At 66.6% G+C, this 20,309-nt stretch carries 19 protein-coding genes; 1 reads left to right on the top strand and 18 read right to left on the bottom strand.

Annotated elements, in window-relative coordinates; translation table 11 throughout:
• Positions 1 to 13: 13 nt before the first annotated feature.
• The 18 genes from Q352_RS0107515 to hemP form a co-directional block, all read right to left on the bottom strand.
• Positions 14 to 922 carry a polysaccharide deacetylase family protein gene (locus Q352_RS0107515; protein WP_028498821.1) on the bottom strand — a complete coding sequence of 303 codons (909 nt, stop codon included), beginning with the start codon at positions 920 to 922 and terminating at the stop codon, positions 14 to 16.
• Between the two features lie 3 nt (positions 923 to 925).
• The gene (locus tag Q352_RS0107510) at positions 926 to 1,969 is read right to left on the bottom strand and encodes a bifunctional UDP-4-keto-pentose/UDP-xylose synthase (RefSeq protein ID WP_028498820.1); all 1,044 of its coding nucleotides are present in this window, start codon (positions 1,967 to 1,969) and stop codon (positions 926 to 928) included.
• A 34-nt stretch (positions 1,970 to 2,003) separates the two neighbouring features.
• Positions 2,004 to 2,933 (bottom strand): formyltransferase, encoded by a 930-nt coding sequence (locus tag Q352_RS0107505; RefSeq protein ID WP_028498819.1) that lies wholly within the window; start codon positions 2,931 to 2,933, stop codon positions 2,004 to 2,006.
• Positions 2,930 to 3,880, bottom strand: coding sequence for a glycosyltransferase (locus Q352_RS0107500; protein ID WP_028498818.1), 951 nt, complete (start codon positions 3,878 to 3,880; stop codon positions 2,930 to 2,932). Before Q352_RS0107500 ends, Q352_RS0107505 begins: the two co-directional genes overlap by 4 nt.
• A complete protein-coding gene (locus tag Q352_RS0107495) occupies positions 3,877 to 5,010 on the bottom strand; it encodes a DegT/DnrJ/EryC1/StrS family aminotransferase (RefSeq protein WP_028498817.1) in 1,134 nt (377 codons plus the stop codon). Before Q352_RS0107495 ends, Q352_RS0107500 begins: the two co-directional genes overlap by 4 nt.
• A 19-nt stretch (positions 5,011 to 5,029) precedes the next feature.
• The gene (locus tag Q352_RS0107490; protein ID WP_028498816.1) at positions 5,030 to 5,401 is read right to left on the bottom strand and encodes an SMR family transporter; all 372 of its coding nucleotides are present in this window, start codon (positions 5,399 to 5,401) and stop codon (positions 5,030 to 5,032) included.
• A complete protein-coding gene (locus tag Q352_RS0107485) occupies positions 5,401 to 7,074 on the bottom strand; it encodes a phospholipid carrier-dependent glycosyltransferase (protein ID WP_051528757.1) in 1,674 nt (557 codons plus the stop codon). The genes Q352_RS0107490 and Q352_RS0107485 overlap by 1 nt, the downstream gene beginning before the upstream one ends.
• Before the next feature lie 10 nt (positions 7,075 to 7,084).
• Positions 7,085 to 8,398 carry an ATP-binding protein gene (locus tag Q352_RS0107480; protein ID WP_036385619.1) on the bottom strand — a complete coding sequence of 438 codons (1,314 nt, stop codon included), beginning with the start codon at positions 8,396 to 8,398 and terminating at the stop codon, positions 7,085 to 7,087.
• Complete coding sequence (locus tag Q352_RS0107475; RefSeq protein ID WP_028498813.1) at positions 8,395 to 9,057, bottom strand: response regulator transcription factor; 663 nt, start codon at positions 9,055 to 9,057, stop codon at positions 8,395 to 8,397. Before Q352_RS0107475 ends, Q352_RS0107480 begins: the two co-directional genes overlap by 4 nt.
• Positions 9,058 to 9,263: 206 nt before the next feature.
• Positions 9,264 to 10,928 (bottom strand): DNA repair protein RecN, encoded by a 1,665-nt coding sequence (gene recN, locus Q352_RS0107470; protein ID WP_028498812.1) that lies wholly within the window; start codon positions 10,926 to 10,928, stop codon positions 9,264 to 9,266.
• A 51-nt stretch (positions 10,929 to 10,979) separates the two neighbouring features.
• Positions 10,980 to 11,855 carry an NAD kinase gene (locus Q352_RS0107465; RefSeq protein ID WP_028498811.1) on the bottom strand — a complete coding sequence of 292 codons (876 nt, stop codon included), beginning with the start codon at positions 11,853 to 11,855 and terminating at the stop codon, positions 10,980 to 10,982.
• 76 nt (positions 11,856 to 11,931) lie between these two features.
• Positions 11,932 to 13,425, bottom strand: coding sequence for a methyl-accepting chemotaxis protein (locus Q352_RS0107460; protein ID WP_028498810.1), 1,494 nt, complete (start codon positions 13,423 to 13,425; stop codon positions 11,932 to 11,934).
• A gap of 270 nt (positions 13,426 to 13,695) precedes the next feature.
• Complete coding sequence (locus Q352_RS20185) at positions 13,696 to 14,481, bottom strand: ABC transporter ATP-binding protein (RefSeq protein ID WP_036385616.1); 786 nt, start codon at positions 14,479 to 14,481, stop codon at positions 13,696 to 13,698.
• Positions 14,474 to 15,457: a FecCD family ABC transporter permease gene (locus Q352_RS0107450; protein WP_051528756.1), complete on the bottom strand. Its 984-nt coding sequence runs from the start codon at positions 15,455 to 15,457 to the stop codon at positions 14,474 to 14,476. The genes Q352_RS20185 and Q352_RS0107450 overlap by 8 nt, the downstream gene beginning before the upstream one ends.
• Positions 15,458 to 15,462: 5 nt before the next feature.
• Entirely contained in the window at positions 15,463 to 16,248 is a 786-nt protein-coding gene (locus tag Q352_RS0107445; RefSeq protein WP_028498808.1) for a heme/hemin ABC transporter substrate-binding protein, read from the bottom strand.
• Positions 16,236 to 17,276 (bottom strand): hemin-degrading factor, encoded by a 1,041-nt coding sequence (locus Q352_RS0107440; protein WP_028498807.1) that lies wholly within the window; start codon positions 17,274 to 17,276, stop codon positions 16,236 to 16,238. The genes Q352_RS0107445 and Q352_RS0107440 overlap by 13 nt, the downstream gene beginning before the upstream one ends.
• 105 nt (positions 17,277 to 17,381) lie before the next feature.
• Positions 17,382 to 19,613, bottom strand: coding sequence for a TonB-dependent hemoglobin/transferrin/lactoferrin family receptor (locus Q352_RS0107435; protein WP_036385614.1), 2,232 nt, complete (start codon positions 19,611 to 19,613; stop codon positions 17,382 to 17,384).
• A 90-nt stretch (positions 19,614 to 19,703) separates the two neighbouring features.
• Complete coding sequence (gene hemP, locus Q352_RS22745) at positions 19,704 to 19,877, bottom strand: hemin uptake protein HemP (RefSeq protein WP_084299951.1); 174 nt, start codon at positions 19,875 to 19,877, stop codon at positions 19,704 to 19,706.
• Between the two features lie 59 nt (positions 19,878 to 19,936).
• Between hemP and Q352_RS0107425 the strand changes: the two genes are divergently transcribed.
• The gene (locus Q352_RS0107425) at positions 19,937 to 20,227 is read left to right on the top strand and encodes a hypothetical protein (protein ID WP_233495229.1); all 291 of its coding nucleotides are present in this window, start codon (positions 19,937 to 19,939) and stop codon (positions 20,225 to 20,227) included.
• The last annotated feature ends 82 nt before the right edge of the window (positions 20,228 to 20,309 follow it).

Below are 20,309 nucleotides of genomic sequence, written 5' to 3'. Positions count from 1 at the left end.
TCCCCGGCCGGTGTCAGACTGCCGCCCCCTGCAGTGACAGCACGCCGCTGCGGCCGGGGATTTCCCCCATCGACACCCTGCAGTGCGGCAGGGCAAACGGGTCGAGCCGGGCGAACTGTTCGCCGGTCGATACCAGTTGGTAGCCCTGTGCCGTCCAGCCGTCCAGCAGGCGTTCGAAGGTCGGCAGCAGTTTCATGCCTTCCAGTTCGGCATGCAGCGTATAGACATGGCCCTGCGCTGGCGGGTCGGCCGTCAGCGCCAGCAGATGCGCGTGCACATTGTCCGGCGTCAGCCCGTCCATGCCGATCAGCTCGTCCAGCGTCGGCAGCGTACTCGGCAACTGCGGCACGCCGAATGGCCGGCCATTGGCGTCAACCGGCTGGAATGGCCCGCTGCCACGGCCATCGGATGCGTAGGCGAATCCCAGCTCGCGTTCCAGCGCATAGGCGGCGTCGTTCATCTGCCAGCCGGCGGCACCGTGAACGCGCGGCGTTTCACCGAAGATATCGCTGAAGCGCTCGCGGGCCCGCTCCATCTCGCGCCGGGTCCAGGCCGCATCACGGCCGGCGACATGATCCTGCCAGCGGATGTGGTCCCAGCAGTGCACGCCGACCTCGAAACCGGCATCGCGCACGGCGCGCAGGGTGGCTGCCGCGCGCCGGCCGATATCCGGGCCGGGCAGCACGGTGCCGTACAGCAGTGTGCGCAGCCCGTAGTGTTCGAGCACCGAGGTGCGCGATACCTTGGACAGGAAGCCGGGACGGAACACCCGGCGGATGGCGCGGCCGGTATGGTCCGGGCCGAGGCTGAACAGGAAGGTCGCGCCGGCCCGGTGCCGCTGCAGCAGTTCGACCAGGCGTGGCACGCCTTCACGCGTGCCACGCCAGGTGTCGACGTCGATTTTCAGCGCCAGCGTGCTCATCGCTCAGCTCACCAGGTCGCGCTGGCTGGCCACTTCGTCGCGATAGAAGTCGAACAGGCTCTTCAGTGCGCTGAGCATGCTGACGCGCGGTGCCCAGTCCAGATCGGCACAGGTATTCTCGATCTTCGGTACCCGGTTCTGTACGTCCTGATAGCCATCGCCGTAATACGTGCCCGAGCTGACGTCGATCAGTTCGACCCTGGCCGCGTTGTCGCGATACTCCGGATAGGTGGCGGCCAGTTCCAGCATCATGGTCGCCAGTTCGCGCACCGAGAAATTGTTGGTCGGGTTGCCGATATTGTAGATCTGCCCGCTGGCGCGGCCTGCCGGGTTGTCGATGATCCTGACCAGGGCCGAGATGCCGTCGTCGACAAAGGTGAACGCGCGTTTCTGCTGACCACCATCCACCAGTTTGATCGGTTCGCCACGAACAATATGGCCGAGGAACTGGGTAATGACCCGGCTCGAGCCCTCCTTCGGCGTATGGATGCTGTCCAGGCCCGGCCCGATCCAGTTGAACGGGCGGAACAGCGTGTAGTCGAGCCCTTCCTGCTGGCCGTAGGCGGCAATGACCCGGTCCATCAGCTGCTTCGAGCAGGCGTAGATCCAGCGCGGCTTGTTGATCGGGCCGTAGACCAGCGGCGAGTTCTCCGGGTCGAATTCTGCGTCACCGCACATGCCGTAGACCTCGCTGGTCGACGGGAACACCACGCGCTTGTTGTACTTCACGCACTGGCGAACGATCGGCAGATTGGCCTCGAAATCGAGCTCGAACACTTGCAGCGGTGCCTTCACATAGGTGGCCGGGGTCGCGATGGCCACCAGCGGCAGCACCACATCGCACTTGCGGACGTGGTATTCGATCCACTCCTTGTTGATGCCGATATCGCCCTCGAAGAAATGGAAGCGCGGATGGTCGAGCCACGGCTGGATCCGGTCGCAGTTCATGTCCATGCCGTAGATGTGCCAGTCGGTGGTGTCGATGATGCGCCGGGTCAGGTGATGGCCGATAAAGCCGTTGACGCCGAGGATGAGGACTTTTTTCATGGTGGGTTCCAGCAGGTGGAGGCCGGGGCAGGCGTCAGGCCAGCTCGAGGGTCTGTTGATCAAAAAGGGTATGGAAGGCCGCCGCGTCGAGCGGCTGGTCATCGAGTTCGGCGTCGGTGAGGCGCAGTGCCTGGCCGTCGGCCGCCAGCAGCCACAGGGTGCCGCCGGCCGCCATCAGGCTGGCGCGTGCGGGCCGGGGGGCGCCGACGGGGAACGGGGCACGGAAGCTGCGCCAGATCCGCAACTGTCGCCCCGCCAGACTGGCGAAGGCGCCGGGGAACGGGCGGGTCAGGGCACGGATGAAGTTGTGCAGGCGCGCGGCGTCCCAGACCGGGTCGAGATGGCCGTCTTCCGGCCGGCGACCGCCGAAATAACCGCCGCGCGACAGGTCCTGCGCCGTCAGCGTCGCGCGGCCGGCGGCCAGCGCGGGCAGGCTGCGCGACAGCACGATTTCGGCGGCGACCGTGATCTTGGCGAACACGTCGGCCGCATCGTCGTCGCGCAGGATCGGCACCGCCATCTGGTCGACGATGGCGCCGTTGTCCGGCTTGCTGGTCATGGCGTGCAGCGTGGCGCCGGTTTCCGTCTCGCCGTGGATCAGCGCCCAGTTGACCGGCACGCGGCCGCGATAGGCCGGCAGCAGCGAGCCGTGCATGTTGAAGGCGCCCAGCGGCGCGCTGTCGAGCAGTGCCGTGCCGAGCAGGTGGCGGTAGTAGAACGAGAACAGCAGGTCCGGATGCGCGGCGCGAACGCGGTCGAGCACTTCGGGCGTATCCGGATCGTCCGGGGTGATGACCTCGATGCCGTAGTCGGCAGCGGTATCGGCGACGCTGGCGAACCAGATGTTCTCGTCAGCCCGGTCACGGTGGGTCACCACCAGCGCCACATCGATGCCGTGCGACAGCAGGGTTTTCAGGCAACGGACGCCAACGTCGTGATAAGCGAAAACGACGGCACGGGTCATGATGCGTCTTCCTTGTGTTCCAGGATGCCGGCAATCAGGTAGCGCGGCCGCTGGCGCACTTCCTGGTAGATGCGACCGACGTATTCGCCGAGCAGGCCGATGCCGAACAGCGCCACGCCGATCAGCAGGAAGCTGATGGCGAACAGCGTGAACAGCCCGGCGGCCTCGGGACCGACGATCAGCCGGCGCAGCAGCAGGTAGACCACCAGGATGGCCGAACCGAACGAGATCAGCGTGCCCAGCAGCGAGAACATCTGCAGCGGCACCACCGAGAACCCGGTCACCAGGTCGAAGTTCAGCCGGATCAGGCTGTACAGCGAATACTTGGATTCGCCGGCATGGCGCTGTTCATGGCCGACCACGGTCTCGACCGGGTTCTGCGCGAACTGGTAGGCCAGTGCCGGGATAAAGGTATTCAGTTCATTGCACTGGTTGATGGTGTCGATGATGCGCCGGCTGTAGGCGCGCATCATGCAGCCCTGATCGGTCATGTGGATGCGGGTGATGCGCTCGCGCAGCCGGTTCATCATCCGCGAGGCGACATGGCGCCACAGGCTGTCGTGGCGACTGCGGCGGATGGTGCCGACGTAGTCGTGCCCCTTGTCCATCTCGGCCAGCAGCAAATGGATGTCTTCCGGCGGGTTCTGCAGGTCGGCGTCCAGGGTGACGATGCGTTCGCCGCGCGCATGGGCGAAGCCGGCCAGAATGGCGCGATGCTGGCCGAAGTTGCCGTTGAACAGGATGACGCGGGTCACGTCCGGCCGGGCATGGAACTGGCTGGCCAGCAGTGACGTCGACTGGTCGACGCTGCCGTCATTGATGAAAATGATCTCGTAGCGGACATCCAGTGCGTCCAGTGCCGGGTACAGCCGGTCGAACAGCGCAGGAAGGGTGGCTTCCTCGTTGTAGACCGGAATGACCACGGAAAGCATTGCCGGGCTGGTCACGCGGCTCTCCCCAGCAGGGGCGGGAGCACGCGGGCGATCGCCGTGCAGACGCGGTCGATGTCGTCATCCTGCATGGCCGGGAACAGCGGCAGGGTGACGGTGCGGCGGCCGATATCCTCGGCATGCGGGAAATCCCCCTCGGCAAAGCCGCGCCCGCGGTACAGCGAGAACAGGTGCAGCGCCGGGTAATGGACGCCGATGCCGATGCCGTGTTCGCGCATGCCGGCGATAAAGTCGTGACGCGTGCCCTGCATGTCGGCCAGCGGCAGCAGCGGCTGGAACATGTGCCAGTTGCCATGCTGGAAATCCTCCGGCGGCAGCACCAGGCCCAGATCGTCCGGCAGTTGTTCGAAATAGCGTCGCGCCAGTGCCTGGCGGCGGGCATTGAATGCGTCCAGCCGTTTGAGCTGGCCCAGGCCGATGGCGGCGGCGATATCGGTCAGATTGGCCTTGCCGCCCAGCATGTCGACATCCATCGTGCCGTCGTCATGGCGGGTCACACCCTGCAGCCGCAGCTTCTCGAACAGCCGCACCTCGTTTTCATTGTTCATGACCAGGCAGCCGCCTTCGCCGCTGGTGATGTTCTTGTTCGGATGGAAGCTGAAACTGACCAGGTCGCCGTCGCTGCCGATGCGCCGGCCACGCCAGTTGGCGCCGATCGACTGGGCGGCGTCTTCGACCACGCGCAGGCCATGGCGGGTGGCCAGCGTATACAGCCGGTCGCGGTCGACCGGCAGGCCGGCCAGGTCGACGGCGATAATGGCCCGGGTGTGCGGGGTGATGGCGGCTTCGGCCAGATCGAGATCGATCAGCCGGGTGGCCGGATCGACATCGACCAGCACCGGCGTGGCGCCAACGGCCAGAATGACGTTGGCGGTGGCGACCCAGGTCAGCGGCGTGGTGATGACCTCGTCACCGGGGCCGACTCCGGCGATGCGCAGCGCGAACTCCAGCGTGGCGGTAGCCGAGTTGGCCACCCGTACCGGCCGGCCACCGACGTGGGCCGACAGCGCGGCTTCGAATTCGCTGCAGCGCGGGCCGGTGGTCAGCCAGCCGGAGCGCAACACGCCGACCACGTCGGCAATGGTGTCCTCGTCGATATCGGGGCGGGTGAAGGGCAGGAAATCCATGTATGACGACTCCTTGATGCTAACTGCGTGCGACGACGAGCACGCCGACGATGATGATGGCGATCCCCATCAGACGCATGACGGTCACCGCTTCGCCAAACAGCCACCAGGCGAGCAGTGCATTGACGACATAACCGATCGACAGCATCGGATAGGCGATGCTGACGTCCACGCGTGACAGCGCCATGATCCAGACGCCGACACTGATCACGTAACAGCCGAGTCCGGCCAGGATCGGCGGGTTGCCGGCCAGCGACAGGCCGATCGGCCACACATTGGCGGCGGTAAATTCAAAGTGCCCGATCTGGCGCACGCCGGCCTTCAGCAGCAGTTGTGCGCCGGCATTCAGCAGCACGCCGATCAGGATCAGCAGAAATTCAAGCGGTTTCACTAATTGGCTCCATTGGCCGGTGGGGTGGGTTTGATGACGAACAGGCGGCGGGCGTCGCGGTAGACCACGCGCATCGGCAGGCCGTCCTGGCTCAGGGTGGTGAAGGTGCCGGGACCCATCATGGCGGCCGCGGCGGGCAGCTCGCGCCAGCGTCGGGTGAACGAGGCGATATCGGGCAGCGACTTGTCCGGCTCGGCGGCCTGGCCAAAGGCGAACTCATCGCTGTAGGCAACCAGGGTGACCGGCCGGCGCAGATAGAACGGCAGTGTCTGGTCATACATCGCCACCGAGAACACCGGCGTGGCCGGCGTCAGCAGCGGCGCGGCGGCCACGGCAACGGCCTTGCTGCTTTTCAGCTGGCCGAAGGTGTTGTGACCCAGTGCCCCGGCAGTGACGGCCAGGAAGCCGCCCAGCGCCCAGGCGGCCAGTGCCAGACCGCGTTCGTCACGGCGCAGCGCGCGCCAGGCAAACCACGCGCACAGCAGAAACAGGATGGCGGCAATGCCCAGACCGACGGCAAGCGCGTGCAGCGCGGCGGGTGGCGTCTCGGCCGAGGAGAAACGGGCATGGAACGGCAGTGCCGCCAGCACCGCCAGCCACAGCAGGGCCGGGGCAATCAGGTGGCGGGCCAGGCGCGGCGCCGTCATCGTTTCCAGCTCCCGGCCGAGCAGCAGCGCCAGCGCAGGGAACATCGGCAGAATGTACGACGGCAGCTTGGAACCGGACACGCTGAAGAACACGAACACGAACAGCGACCAGGCCAGCAGCAGCCGACGCGGCTGGAACCGGCCCGGCTCCCGTTGCCAGCCGGCACGCAGCGTGGCCGGCAGCAGGGAGGTCCATGGCAGGAAGCCGGCCAGCAGCAGCGGCACGAAATACCAGACCGGGCCGGTGCGGCGGTGTTCGGTGGTCAGGAAGCGCTGGAAGTGCTCGTGAATGAAGAAGAAGCGGGCGAAGCCGGGATTCTGCTGCGACACCAGCACGAACCACGGTACGCTCAGTACCAGGAACAGCGCCAGCCCGGGCAGCCAGTTCATCCGCGTCCACGGCCGGACATCGCGGGCCAGCAGCGAGTACAGCGCCAGCGTGGTGCCGGGAATCAGAATGCCGATCAGCCCCTTGCTCAGCGTGGCCCCGGCCATGGCCGCCCACATGAACAGGTTCCAGAACAGGCGCTCGCGTGTATCGGCGCCGTCGCGCTGGGCGAGCAGGAAGCCGGACAGCGCGGCGGTCAGGAAGAAGGTCACCCCGGTATCCAGGGTCAGGAAATGGCTGTTGCCGACGATCCAGGCGCAACCGGCCGCAACCAGTGCGGCGTTGCGGCCGGCGGCCGGCGACCACAGCTTCCGTCCGGTCAGGCCGACCAGCGCCACCGTCAGCAGGCCGGTCAGGCCGGGCCAGAAGCGGGCGGCGAATTCGTTGACGCCGAACAGCTTGAACGCGATCGCGCCCGCCCAGTACTGCATGGCCGGCTTTTCGAAATACAGCAGGTTGTTCAGCCGCGGAGTAATCCAGTCGCCGCTGTGCAGCATGCCCAGCGACAGGGTCGCATAGCGGCCTTCGTCCGGTGTGATCAGCGCGCGCTGGCCGAGCGTACCCAGCCAGACGATGGCCAGGCACGCCCAGAACACCAGGCCACCGGAGTGGCGAAGCAATTTCTGGTTCAGAGTCATTGTGATGGGGTCAGGGTTGGGCGGGCAGGTGGACAGCGATGATCAGGCCGCTGCCTTCATCCGGGGCGACATTGCGAACCGACACGCGGCCGGACAGCTTGTCGACGATATTGCTGACGATGGACAGGCCGAGGCCGGCGCCGGGCGCGGTGGTGCCGGGAACGCGGAAGAAGGGCCGCCACAACTGGTCGATCAGGTTGTCGGGCACACCCGTCCCGCTGTCACGAACTTCGAAAGTCGCCTCGTCGCCGACATGGTGGATGCCGATGTCGATGGTGCCGCCAGGCGGCGTGTACTTGATGGCGTTGTCGAGCAGGTTGCGCATCAGGGTGGCGACATCCAGCTCGTAGGCGGCAACGCCGACGTCATCGTGGGCAACGACGCCGATATCGATATCGCGCGCCTGTGCCTGCGGCACCAGGTCTTCCAGCACTTTGTGCAGCACATCCGCCAGTCTGACCGACTGGGTGGCGGCGGCGGTCTGCGCCTGCGCGCGCGACAGGCTGAGCAACTGTTCGATCAGCGCGGCGCTGCGACCCAGCCCGGCCTGCAGCCGCTGCAGGCGCTCGCGGGCGGTCTCGGACATGTCGGCGGCGGACAGGTTCTCCGCCTGCAGCATCAGCGCGGTCATCGGCGAGCGCAGTTCGTGTGCGGCGTCGGAAATAAAGCGCTTCTGCTGCTCGAGCTGTCGCGACTGGCGTGCCAGCAGCCGGTTGATCGACCGCACCAGCGGTGCCACCTCGTCCGGCAGCTGTGCGATCGACAGCGGGCTTTGCAGGCAGCGGTTCGGATCATGGTCGATCTGCTGGCTCAGGCGGGCGACCGGCCGCAGCGCCAGCGTGATCACGCCGATGATCATGGTCAGCAGAATCGGGATCAGCACCAGCAGCGGCACGATGGTCGACATGGCGCCGATATTGGCGATCTCGTCGCGCTCGGCCGTGCGCTGGCCGACGGCGATACGGTCACCGTTGTCCAGCGAAATCACGTACAGCCGCCACTCCTCATGGTTGATGCTCAGCGTGTGCAGACCGTCGAGCAGATTGGACGGGAACACGGCCTTGTCACCGACATCCGGCCGGCCGAGGATCTGCACCTCGATATACAGGTCCGGGTCGGTGGTGGTCGACGCCAGGTTCTGCGGCGGTGGCACCGACAGGTCGCGTGCATCGAGCAGCGTGCCGATCTGGGTCAGCTGGGCATCCTGCAGCTCGTTGGCTTCCGTCCGCGCACTTTCGAAAGAGGCAAAGCCGGCAAGAGCGGCCGCCAGCAGCACGGCTGCGGTAATCCAGGCGCACAGGCGAAAGCGGAGAGAGTAGTTCATTGGCGCTTGGCCACCATCCAGCCGAGGCCGCGCACATTGCGGATGATGTCGGAACCGAGTTTCTTGCGGATCGAGTGGATCAGGAACTCGACCGCATTGCTGTCGATTTCCTGATCCCAGTTGTAGATGCGTTCCTCGAGGTCACTGCGGGACAGGATTGCGCCCGGGCGCTGCAGCAGCGCCTGCAGCAGCGAGAACTCGCGGCTGGTCATGCGCAGCGACTGCCCGCGGTAGCTGACCTCGCGGCTGGCCGGGTCGAGATCGATTTCGCCGTTGGACAGGATGGGGGCGGCCGAACCGGCCTTGCGCCGGGTCACCGCGCGCATGCGGGCCAGCAGTTCGCGGAATTCGAACGGCTTGCACACATAGTCGTCAGCGCCGAGGTCCAGCCCCTTTTCGATATCGTCCAGCCCGTCGCGGGCGGTCACGACCAGGATCGGTACCTGGGCGTCCTTCTGCCGCAGCCGGGTCAGCACGGCGTAGCCGTCCATTTTCGGCAGCCCCAGGTCCACCAGCACCATTTCGTATTGCTGGTTGGCAAACAGGGCCAGACCTGCTTCACCGTCGCGTGCCCAGTCGACGGCATAGGTCGCATCCCGCAATGCCAGCATCACGGCATCCCCGATCATCGGGTCGTCTTCAATCAACAGCACACGCATTTGTCCATCCTCATGTTTGCCGCTACCGGTATCCGGATGGGATATCCTTTGTAGCACACCCTGGATGGTAAAACCGTGTGACTTAGAACGGGCTGAGAGAAATGAAACAGTAATGGCCCGTCAGGCATACGCCCGCCATGGTGGCGGGCGCAGGCAGGGAAGGACGGGCCGGTGTCAGCGAGCGTGCACGGGCATCCGGTAGCCGCTCAGGCGACCAGCGCCAGCAGCTCGGCCGCGTGCTGCCGGGTCGTGTCGGTAATCTGCTCGCCACCGAGCATGCGGGCGATTTCCTCCACCCGCTCGCGGTCGGACAGGGTCTGGATGCTGCTGACCGTGCGGCCGGCCTCCAGATGCTTGGCGACCTGCCACTGATTGTCGCCGCAGGCGGCCACCTGCGGCAGGTGGGTGATGCACAGCACCTGGTAGCGCTGGCCGAGCCGTTTCAGCAGCCGGCCGACCACTTCGGCCACCCGGCCGCCGATGCCGACGTCGACTTCGTCGAAAATCAGCGTCGGTACCGCCGCCACCTGGCTGGCGACGATCTGGAACGCCAGGCTGATGCGCGACAGCTCGCCCCCGGACGCGACCTTGGACATCGGCCGCAGCGCGGTGCCGGCATTGGCGGCGACCAGGTATTCGACCGATTCCATGCCGCTGGCCGCCGGTGCCGCCAGCGGGGCCAGTTCGATGGCGAAGCGCGCGCCCTGCATCGCCAGCCCCTGCATTTCCTCGCTGATGCGGTCGGCCAGTTCGACGGCCGCCTGCTGGCGTTTCAGCGACAGCTGGTCGGCCAGGTCGCGGTAAAGGCGCTCGGCATCGCTTTCCTGGCGCACCAGCTCGTCGACATCGGCCGACTGCGACAGCCGCTCCAGTTCCTCGCGCCAGGCGGCGAGTTTCTCCGGCAGTTCTTCCGGACGGACGCGGTATTTGCGCGCCATCGAATACAGCGCGTCAATGCGCTTCTCGATGCGCGCGAATTCAGCCGGGTCCTGGTCTATTCCCTCCGCGTAATCGCGGAGCGCATAGACCGCCTCGCGCAACTCGGCCTCGGCGGAGTCGAGCAGGGCCACGGTGTCCTTGAGCTTGCTGTCGACGTCGACCAGCCGTGACAGGCGGTTCTGCACCTGGCCCACGGCGGACAGAATGTCGTGATCCGACTCGGACAGGGTGTCGATGGCGGTCTGCGCGGCCTCGATCAGCTCCTGGGCATTGCCGAGCCGGCCATGACTGGCGGACACGTCTTCCCATTCGCCGGCCTGCACGCCGAGTTCGGTCAGTTCGCTGATCTGCCATTGCAGGCGTTCGCGCTCGCGTTCGAATTCGGCCACGTGCTGTTCGGCGGCTACCCGCTGGCGCTTGACCGATTGCCACTGCTCGAACGCGCCCTTTACCGCCTGGACGATATCGAGTGCGCCGGCATAGGCATCGAGCAGCCGGCGCTGGGTATCCGGTTTGACCAGTGACTGATGGGCGTGCTGGCCATGGATGTCGACCAGCCACTCGCCGGCCTCGCGCAGCTGGGCCAGCGTGGCCGGGCGGCCGTTGAGCCAGCAGCGCGAGCGGCCGCCGGCATCGACGACGCGGCGCACCAGCAGTTCATCGTTGCCGTCGTCGGCCAGTTCCTGGCCGACCAGCCAGCTGCGGACGTCGGCCATGTCGCCGATGGCGAAGGTGGCCGACAGTTCGGCGCGCTCCTCGCCATGCCGGACCAGACTGCCATCGCCACGGCCGCCGAGCAGCAGCGACAAGGCATCGAGGATGATGGATTTGCCCGCGCCGGTTTCACCGGTCAGTACGGTAAAGCCCGGACGGAAGTCGAGTTCGAGCTGGTCGACGATGACGAAGTTGCGGACTGAAAGCGATAGCAGCATCGGCGGGCGGATTCCGGTAGCGATTGGGCAGAGGGCGGGGTGCGGCAGGGGTTACAGCAGACGCTCACCCCAGTGCAGCTTGTGACGGAGCATGTCGTAATAGTTGTAGCCGAGTGGATGCAGCAGGCGCAGCGGATTGCGGTAGCGGCGGATCAGCACGCGATCGAGTTCCATCAGGTCGCAGTGCGACTGGCCGTCGAAATGAACGCGGGCATCCTCGCCGCGCGTCAGCATGAATTCGACTTCGCTGGAGTCGTTGATGGCGATGGGACGATTGCTCATCGACTGCGGGCAGATCGGCACCAGGGCGATGGCCGGCACGGTCGGGTGCAGGATCGGCCCGCCGGAGGCCAGCGCGTAGGCGGTCGAGCCGGTCGGCGTGCTGACGATCAGGCCGTCCGAGCGCTGGCTGTAGACGAACTGGTTGTCGACGAAGATCTCGAATTCGATCATCTGCCCCATGGCGCCACGATTGATGACGATATCGTTGAGTGCCAGGTGCTGGGCGACCTCGACGTTGTCGCGCATGACGCTCGATTGCAGCAGCATGCGTTCCTCGGGCAGGAACTCGCCCTGCAGGATGCTGCTGACCGAGGCGATCATCGTGTGCAGCGGGATGTCGGTCATGAAGCCGAGCCGGCCCTGGTTGATGCCGATCAGCGGGATGCGGTACGGCGCCAGCAGGCGGGCGACCGACAGCATGGTGCCGTCGCCGCCGAGCACGATCGCGACATCGACAATCTTGCCGAAATCATTGCGGTCGATCAGCGTCAGCCCCTGGGCCTCGGCCCGGGTCACGCTGTCGCGGTCAATGAAAACGTGCAGCCCCTGTTGCTCCAGGTGGCGGGCAAGTTCCAGCAGCGACTGGACCACTTCCGGTTTCGAGTGCCGGGCGACCAGACCTATTTTTTTGAAAAGCCATTCCATAAGGGCGAATTAGAGCCTTTTATGCCAGGGCCTGCAAGATCATTGGTCAAGGCGGCGGCGGATGGGAAGCGGCGGATCATGCCGCCATCGCGACCGGTTGCCGTCGGGACTGCTCGAAATGGTGAATTCGCTCCGCCAGTTCCGCCATCAGCCCGTCCAGCCGGCGCGTCGCCTCGGCAATGGCAGCGGTTTCGTTCGACAGCGTCTGGGTCGACTGGCCGATATTGCCGATATCGCCGGCAAAGGTCTTGAAACCGGCCGACTGGCTGTTTTCCGCGCCCGCCACCTGCTCCAGTACCTCGGCCAGGTTCTGCGCGCCGCCGATCAGTTCGCGCAGGCTGGAATGCGCGGCGCGCGAGTTGCCGGCGCCGCCCTGCATGCGGTCGACTCCTTCACGGATGGCCACCAGCGCATCCTGGGTGCCGTTGACGATCAGACCGATCTTGGTCTCGATATCCTTGGTTGCGGTCTGGGTGCGCTCGGCCAGCTTGCGCACCTCGTCGGCGACCACGGCAAAGCCGCGGCCGACGTCACCGGCCCGGGCGGCTTCGATGGCGGCATTCAATGCCAGCATGTTGGTCTGGTCGGCAATCTCGCCGATCAGCTGCACGATGCCGTTGACCTCGCTCGAACGGCGTCCCAGCGACTCGATCGCTTCTGACGAGCGCGCCATGGCCGTACCGGCCTCGTCGAGGTGCTGCATGGCGTTGTTCATGATATCGCCGCCCTGGTGCGCCTGTTTGCGGGCATCGATGGCAACGGCGGCGGCCTGCGACGATTGCTCGGCGTTGTGTTCGGTCAGCGCGCTCATCTGCTGCACGGTCACGACCATTTCCTGGGTGCGTGCCGACTGCTGGGTCATGGTGGCGACCATCAGCCGTGCGGTGACCGCGATATCGCGGCTTTCCTGGCTGGCGGCGTGGACCGACTGGGTGATGTGGTCGAGCATGGTCGATACGTTGTTGCGTTCGGTCTCGGCCTGTTCGCGCGCCAGCTCCAGCTGGCTGAAGCCCTTGCGCTTGGCGCCGTCGAAGGCCAGCGCCAGCACCAGCACGACGATGCTCAGGCCGGCCAGCGACTTCATCTGCAGCAGCGGGTGCTCGGCTTCCGGAATCGGCGTGGATGGCAGGGTGCCGGGATCGCCATTGGCGAGCAGGAACACTATCAGCGCCAGCAGCGTCAGCGCCGCCCACAGATACCCCGAGCGCCGTCCGCCGACAAAGACGGCGGTAAACGGGATCGACGCATACCAGACCACGCTGGTGCCCATCAGCCCGCCGTTGACGAATACCATCCAGCTGACCATGGCAAACATGATGGCGATGATGAACTGGGCAGTCAGTCCGACCAGGCCGCTGAGGCGCAGCAGCAGTGCACCCAGTGCCATGGCCATGCCGCCGGCCAGAATGCCGTAGCCCATCGCCAGATGGCCGAGCTTGAAATAGGAAATGGAAAACAGCGGTGTCAGCACCGCCGCCAGCAGCGCGACGTTGACGACAGTGCGTGCCTTGATCAGCCGGTCCGCGTCCTGGCGGACGCTGGCGGGAATGAACCATTCGCCGAGTGTCATAGTGTGTCCCTCCTCCTCGTGACAGGGCGCGAGATGGCGGGCCGGATCTGTTGTCCGGATCGGCAACGCAGCGCGTGCCGCCACTCGCGGGAGCGATGATTCAAACGAATGTTTGGATTCTGCGCAAGTGAAATTATTCGCGAGTCATGAATTTGTGGTTTTGGCAGCAGCAATATCGTGATTCGGGGCCGGCACACGAGCCGGTCCCGCGGACGGCCGCGCGCGCCTCCCGTGCCGGCCTTTGCCGGAGGCGTTGTTTTTGCAGGGTATTCAGGCTGCCTGCGGCATTTCCATATGCCAGCCACGCGGCGCATGGCGAACCAGCCGCAGCGGGCACTCGTAGACGGCCCGCAGGCAGTCTTCGCGCATGACCTGCTCGGGGCTGCCGTCGGCGACCAGCCGGCCATGGTCGATCAGGACCACATGGTCGGCGTAATTGGCGGCCAGGGCCAGGTCGTGCAGCACTTCGATCACGGTTTTTCCGGACTCCGCCAGCCGGACCAGCAACTGCTGCAGTTTGTGCTGGTGGCGCAGGTCGAGGTGGTTGGTCGGTTCGTCCAGCAGCAGGATCGGCGCCGACTGCGCCAGCGCCCGGGCGATGGCCGCGCGCTGACGTTCGCCGCCGGACAGTGTATCGAGGCGGACTTCGGCCTTGTCGCCCAGCTCGACTGTCTCCAGCGCATCACAGACGGCGTCGCGGTCCCCGGCCGCCAGCCGGCCGAAGGCACCGAGGTGCGGGACGCGTCCCAGTGCAATGAACTCGAATACCGACAGTGGAATGCCATCCGGGATGTGCTGCGGGACGAAGGCCAGGGTCCGTGCCCGTTCGGCCGGCGGAATCGACGACACGGCGATGCCGTCGATGCGGACCACGCCGGTGCTGGCCGAGCGCAGGCCGGCCAGCAGCTTCAGCAGCGTGGTCTTGCCGGCGCCGTTGGGACCGAGCAGCGCGCTGATGCTGCCGGCCGGAATGTCCAGATTGATGTCCTGCAGGATCGGCTTGCGGCTGATCCGGTAGCCCAGATCACGGGCGGACAAGGCGATGGGATCAGCCATGGAGGAGACTCCTTGTTTGACGACGGTAGAACCAGAGGAAGAAGGGCGGGCCGGCAAAGGCCGCCACGATGCCGACCGGCAGGTCGATCGGCCAGACCAGGCTGCGCGCCAGCGTGTCGGCACCGAGCAGGAACAGTGCGCCGACCCAGGCCGACAGCACGATCAGCCGGCGCCGGCTGCCGCCGACCAGAATGGCCAGCGCATTCGGCACCATCATGCCGACAAAGCCGATGATGCCGGACAGGGCGACGGCACCACCGGTGGCCAGTGCCGCGCCGATTGCCGCCAGCCGGCGGGTACGGACCACGTCGACACCAAGTGACGCCGCGGCATCCTCGCCAAGCAGCAGGCAGTCGAGATCGCGGCCGATGCCAAACAGCAGCAGCAGGCCGAGTCCGGATACCAGCGAACAGGTCAGCAGCAGCGACGGTGAGGCCGACGACAGGCTGCCGGCCAGCCAGGTGGATGCACCGCGCAGCGTCAGGTCATCGGACAGGAACAGCGCCAGACTGGTTACCGCGCCGCAGAAGGCCGAGATCACCAGTCCCATCAGCAGCAGGCCGGCCATGCCGCCGCCGCTGAACCGGGCCAGGGCCACGATCAGCCAGGTGGCCGCCAGTCCGCCGGCAAAGGCGGCGAACGGCAGCGTGCTGCCGGCAATGCCGGTGGCGAGCACGATCACCACGGCCAGCGCGGCACCGGAAGAGGTGCCGATCAGGCCCGGGTCGGCCAGCGGATTGCGGAACAGCGCCTGCAGGGCGGCGCCGCTGGCAGCCAGCGACGCGCCGACCAGCAGCGCCGCCGCGATGCGCGGCAGGCGCAGGGTGGTGAAAATGGGGTCGGTCAGGTCCGGCCAGCGGAACTCGCCGCCGCCGAGGCTGGCACCGAGCAGCGGCAGCAGCAGGCTGGCTGCCAGCAGCAGCGACCAGGCCAGACGTTCGGGATGGCGGGCAGGGAGCAACGACGTGACGGCCATGCCGGTTACAGCCCGCGCAGCCGCTGCACCACGTCGGGGCTGCGGATCGAGATCATCATCGCGTCGCTGGCCGGCAGCAGATGGATGCGGCCGTCGCGGCCGGCCGGTGTCGCGGCGATTTCCGGGCGCTGGCGGAAGGCGTCGACGCCGCCGTGGACGGCGGCCGTATGCGTGCAGAGGATGATGACGTCGGGTTTCAGTGATTGCCAGGCGTCGCGTGACAGCACTTTGGTGCCGGACAGCCCGGCCGCGGCATTGATGCCGCCTGCGGCGCGGATCAGCGTATCGGCGGCGGTATGCCTGCCGGCGACCAGCCTGCCGTCGTAGCTGATCGCGTAACGGATGCCGGTGGCGGGGCGTTCGCGCATGCCGGCCTGCCAGTCGCGTGCCAGCCGGTCGGCCTGGTCGACCCGGCCCAGCAACTGGCCGACGCGGCGGATGGCCGTCGCGAAGTCGCGGCCGTCCTCCCGTGACGACACTTCGGCCGCGCGGATCTGCAGCCCGTCCAGCTGGCGCCAGATGCTGACCGGATGTGCCGTGGCACTGCCGATGACCAGTGTCGGCTTGAGGCGGGCGATGGTCTCGGCATTCAGGTTGCGGAAGAAGCCGATCTCCTGTGCCGCCTGCAGCGCCGGCAGGGTGGTGCTCCTGTCCCGGCCGACCACGTCGCGCGCCGCGCCGATGGCGACGACGATGTCGGCAACGTCCGGCGTCAGCACGACCACTCGCCCGGCGCCAGCGACCGGCGCGATGACGAGCAGCAGCGACAGGGCGCAGATCAGCCGGCGCATGCACGGTCCTCCGGGAGCAGTGACGCGAGCAGGGCGGTCCATTCCGGTCGCTCCGGGTGGCCCGGCTGCCGTTCGCCAAAGAAGGTCACGATGCTGTCGCCGTTTGCGTCCAGCAGTTCCAGCGAGCCGAGCGGACCGCAGTCTCCCGGCTTGCGCACCACCCAGGCGTCGGCAATCAGGTCGGTGCGCAGATGCAGGTTGAAGCCCGGGTCGAACACGTTCAGCCATTCGCCAAGCCGCTTGATGCGATGCACCTGGCCGGTATGGATCTGGATCGCGCCGCGATTGCCGACGAAGACCATGATCGGCACCCCGTCAGCCGCCGCGCCATTCAGCAGACGCTCGGCCGCGCCGGCATCGACGCGGCATGCGTGGCCCGGCGGCGCCAGTTCGAATGCCTGCTGGCGCGGCAGTCCCCAGCGGCGCAGGAACGGATGAAACTGGTGAATGTCGCGCAGCGACAGCCATTCGGTACGGAATGCGTCGACATCAATGCCAGTGGACGGCGCGGGGGCTGCGGGCGGCAGGTCGATGCAGAGCAGCGTCGGCGGGACGCGGAAGCGTTCGACCAGGGCGTCGAAGGCGTCGGCATGGCTGTCCGCGCGCAGATAGACCTTCTGGACCGCTTCGCCGTGGCGGTCGAAGAACTGCAGATTGCGCACCGGACCACGCGGGGTGTCGGTCCGGGTAGCGAACGCGTGGCACCAGTGGTTCAGGAACAGTCGCAGGTCCAGGTTGGGGCGCAGCGCCAGCCCGGTCTGGCCGGCGAGGGTCACATTCGCATAATTGCCGGTCAGTTCATGGACGCAGGCCTCGTTGCGGACCAGGGCCATGACGGTGCCGAGCGGTGCCAGCGAGGTCAGCAAGGCGTTCCAGTCCGGACGCAGCCAGGTGCTGGACGGGTCGGCGGCGGCCAGCTCGCACTCGGTAACGGCCAGTGCTCTGGCGGCGTCGCGGGCGCGCAGCATCGGCGTGCCGGATTTCAGAGTGCGGTAGGCATCCCACAAGGCAGAAGGTGCGCATTCCATGGTGAGCGATTCCGTTGCTGGTGAAAAAACCGCGCCGACGGCAGAGGGGGGAGCCGTCAGCGCGCAAGCTGCACTTTCAATTTATAAATGAGAATGATTTACATTCTATATGGCAAGTTCGAAACTTGCACTGAAATTGCGACCGGGCCGGGTATGGCGATCCAGCGCACGGTCACCGGGCTTGCGCCCCCTGATGTCGCTGGCGTGCCAGTACTTGCGGTCGAACAGATTGAACACATCGGCACGCAGCGTCATGTGCTTGCCCGGCCGCCAGTAGGTGCTCAGGTCCAGCGTGGCATGACCCGGCGCCCTGAAGCCGCCGGGATCCCGGACCCGGCCCTGGCGTGCGACGGCCCGGACAAAGCCCTCGGCGCCATACGTGTCGTTGCCGTAACGCAGCCCGGTGATGGCGGTGGTCGGTGCCACCGTGTCGATGGGCCGCTTGCTGTCCCGGTCCTCGCCCTGTGCATGGGCCAGCGTGGTGACCAGCCGCCAGCCCGGGGCAAAGCGCCATGCCATGCGGGCTTCGGCGCCGCTGATGTCGACCCGCGACAGGTTGCGATACTGGTAGAACTGGACCCGGTTGTGGTCCTCGTGCAGGAAGACCGAATCGATGAAGCCGCTGTGGCGGGTATGGAAGGCGGTCAGGCCGAAATCGAAGGACGGCCATGCGCCTTTCAGCCCCAGTTCGGCTCCCCGGCTTTTTTCCGATTGCAGTGCCGGATTGCTGAGGATGGTGTAGCCATGCGCGGTATTGGTGAAAGCGGTGTTCGCATCGTCGAACGGCGGGGCGCGAAAGCCGGTCGTGAGCTGCAGGAAGCCGGTGTAATGGCTGGCGAAGGGCAGGGCGACGCCGAGCTTCGGCGACAGTGCGCTGTCGCGGAAACGGTTGACGGTCTGGCCGGTGGTATTGGCATTGCGGTAAGCGAGGTCCGGCTGCGGCCGCATCCGGTAGAAGTCCCAGCGCAGTCCGGGTGAGACGACCAGCCCGCCGGCAAAGCGCATGTCGTCCTCGGCGAACAGGCCGATCCGGTCGGACGTACTGTCCGGGAAGGTCTTGCTCGGATAGCGCTCCGCCTGCATGCCCGGTCGTGGCGACGGGATCAGCCGGGTCATGCTGCCGTCGGCATAGGTGCGCCACCGGTCGCGCGGACGGGCGCTGTCGGTCCGGCTCAGATCGGTCCCCCATACCAGCCGGTGCGAGGCGCCCAGTGCGTCGAACTGCTGCTCCAGCTCCAGGTTGAGGCCGGTCTGGGTCTGGGTGAAGGCATGGGACGAACGCGTCAGCGTGCCCGGCCTGGATACCGGCCGCCGACCCTGCCAGGCGGTTTCCGTACCCAGTGCCACGTCGCTGTCGCGCTCTCTCAGCGTCTGCCGGTACAGCGTCGCGGCGAGGCGCTGGAACGGGCCGAGCTGGTGCGCGTGCCAGCCCAGCGACAGACGCTGGCGGCGAAGGCGGTCTTTTGCGTCCTGGCTGTCGACCTGCGCTGCACGCGGGGTGAGGCCGGTGCGGGCATTGTTGAGCGAGCCCAGCAGGCGGGTATCGACAAGGAGGGAGAAGTTCTCGGCCGTGAATTCCAGCCGGTGCCGCTCGCCGGGCTGCCAGCCAAACCGGGCCAGCACATTGTCCTGATGCCAGTCCTGCGGATTGGCCGCAGTGCGGGCGAAGCCGTCGCTGTCGTTGCGGCCCATGGTGTCGGTCGCCTGGCCCTTGCGGTAGGTGTAGACCAGCAGGCCGTCGATCTGCCCGGTGCGGAAGCCCAGGCTGGCGGTGGCGCCGTGCGAGTCGTCGTCGCTGGCGCCGAAGCCCTTGAAGCCGCCGCCGATCCGGGCGCCGGGCTTCAGCACATCGTCGACGCGCTTGCTGCGATAGCCGACCACGCCGCCAAGGGCATCGGAGCCGTACAGGCTGGATTGCGGTCCCCTGACGATTTCGATGGCCTGCAGCGACGCCATGTCGACATAGTCGCGGGAGGAGATGGCGGTGCCGCCGCCAAGGTAGGCGTCGGGCAGGCGGATGCCGTCGATCAGCATCAGGATGCGATTGCCGCCGATGCCGCGGATGGTAAAGCCCGCGTTGCCGCGCCGGTTCGGGTCGCTGGCTACGCTCACGCCAGGCTCGTAGCGGATGGCGTCGGCCATGTTGCCGGCCGGGCCGGCATCGAGCCGGTCACGGTCGACGACCGTGGTATTGGGCGCGGTTTCGGACAGTTTCTTGCGGCTGCGGTCGGTGGTGACCTGGACCGGGTCCAGTTCCGCCGGGACGGTTTCGGCCAGCGCGAGGGCCGGACTGATGATGGTGACGCAGGCGAGGAACGGGGAGAGCAGGGGACGCATGGCCGGGAACAACTCCTTGTAAGGGGAAGGGGTTCGCTGGCTTGCATTCCTGCGGTGACGCAGGGGCTGGCGGGCAGGGGAAGGGTCGGGTTATTTGGTGAGGATCAGTTTGTCGTTGCGGGTCAGGCGCAGGCGGTAGGTTTCGCCCTGGTGCTCGATCAGGATTTCGTTGCGGGAGCCGAACAGTTCCCGGCTTTGCAGCCGGAGCGGGTCCGGACGGCTGGCGGGGGCCGGAGGGGCGGGGGGCGAGTCGGTTTTGAGCATTTGAGAATGATAATCAGTCCCACTTTTGTGCGCAACGATTTTTGCTTCCCGTCGGGGCGGTGACGATTTTCCCCAATAAGGACGGGGCGGGCAAGCCGGCGGGTGTGGTTTTCTTCTACAATGCCGCCCGGTCGAACTGCCAAGGCGGGGTGGGTGTCATGCTGGTTGTCTGGATAGGCTGGATCTATGTGGTGCTGATGATTGCGGTCGGGCAGGACTCGCTCGTCCGCAGCGGACTGATCCTGTTCTTTCTCGGCGTGCTGCCCAGCCTGCTGATGTTTTTCGTGATCCGGCGCCGTCAGCGCCTGCGCGCCGAAGGCTTCATTGCGCCGCGCCGGCGCCGGCCGTGATTGCCGGCGCGCCTGATTAAATCCACTTGCTCGCTTGCGGCCGGAAGCGGAAAGCTTGTATAGTCTCGGCCTGCCCGATTTC

The sequence above is a fragment of the Microvirgula aerodenitrificans DSM 15089 genome (genome assembly GCF_000620105.1).
GTDB lineage: Bacteria > Pseudomonadota > Gammaproteobacteria > Burkholderiales > Aquaspirillaceae > Microvirgula > Microvirgula aerodenitrificans.
The sequence above is the reverse complement of the archived record's forward strand: the minus strand, read 5'-3'. Positions and strand labels throughout refer to the sequence as shown.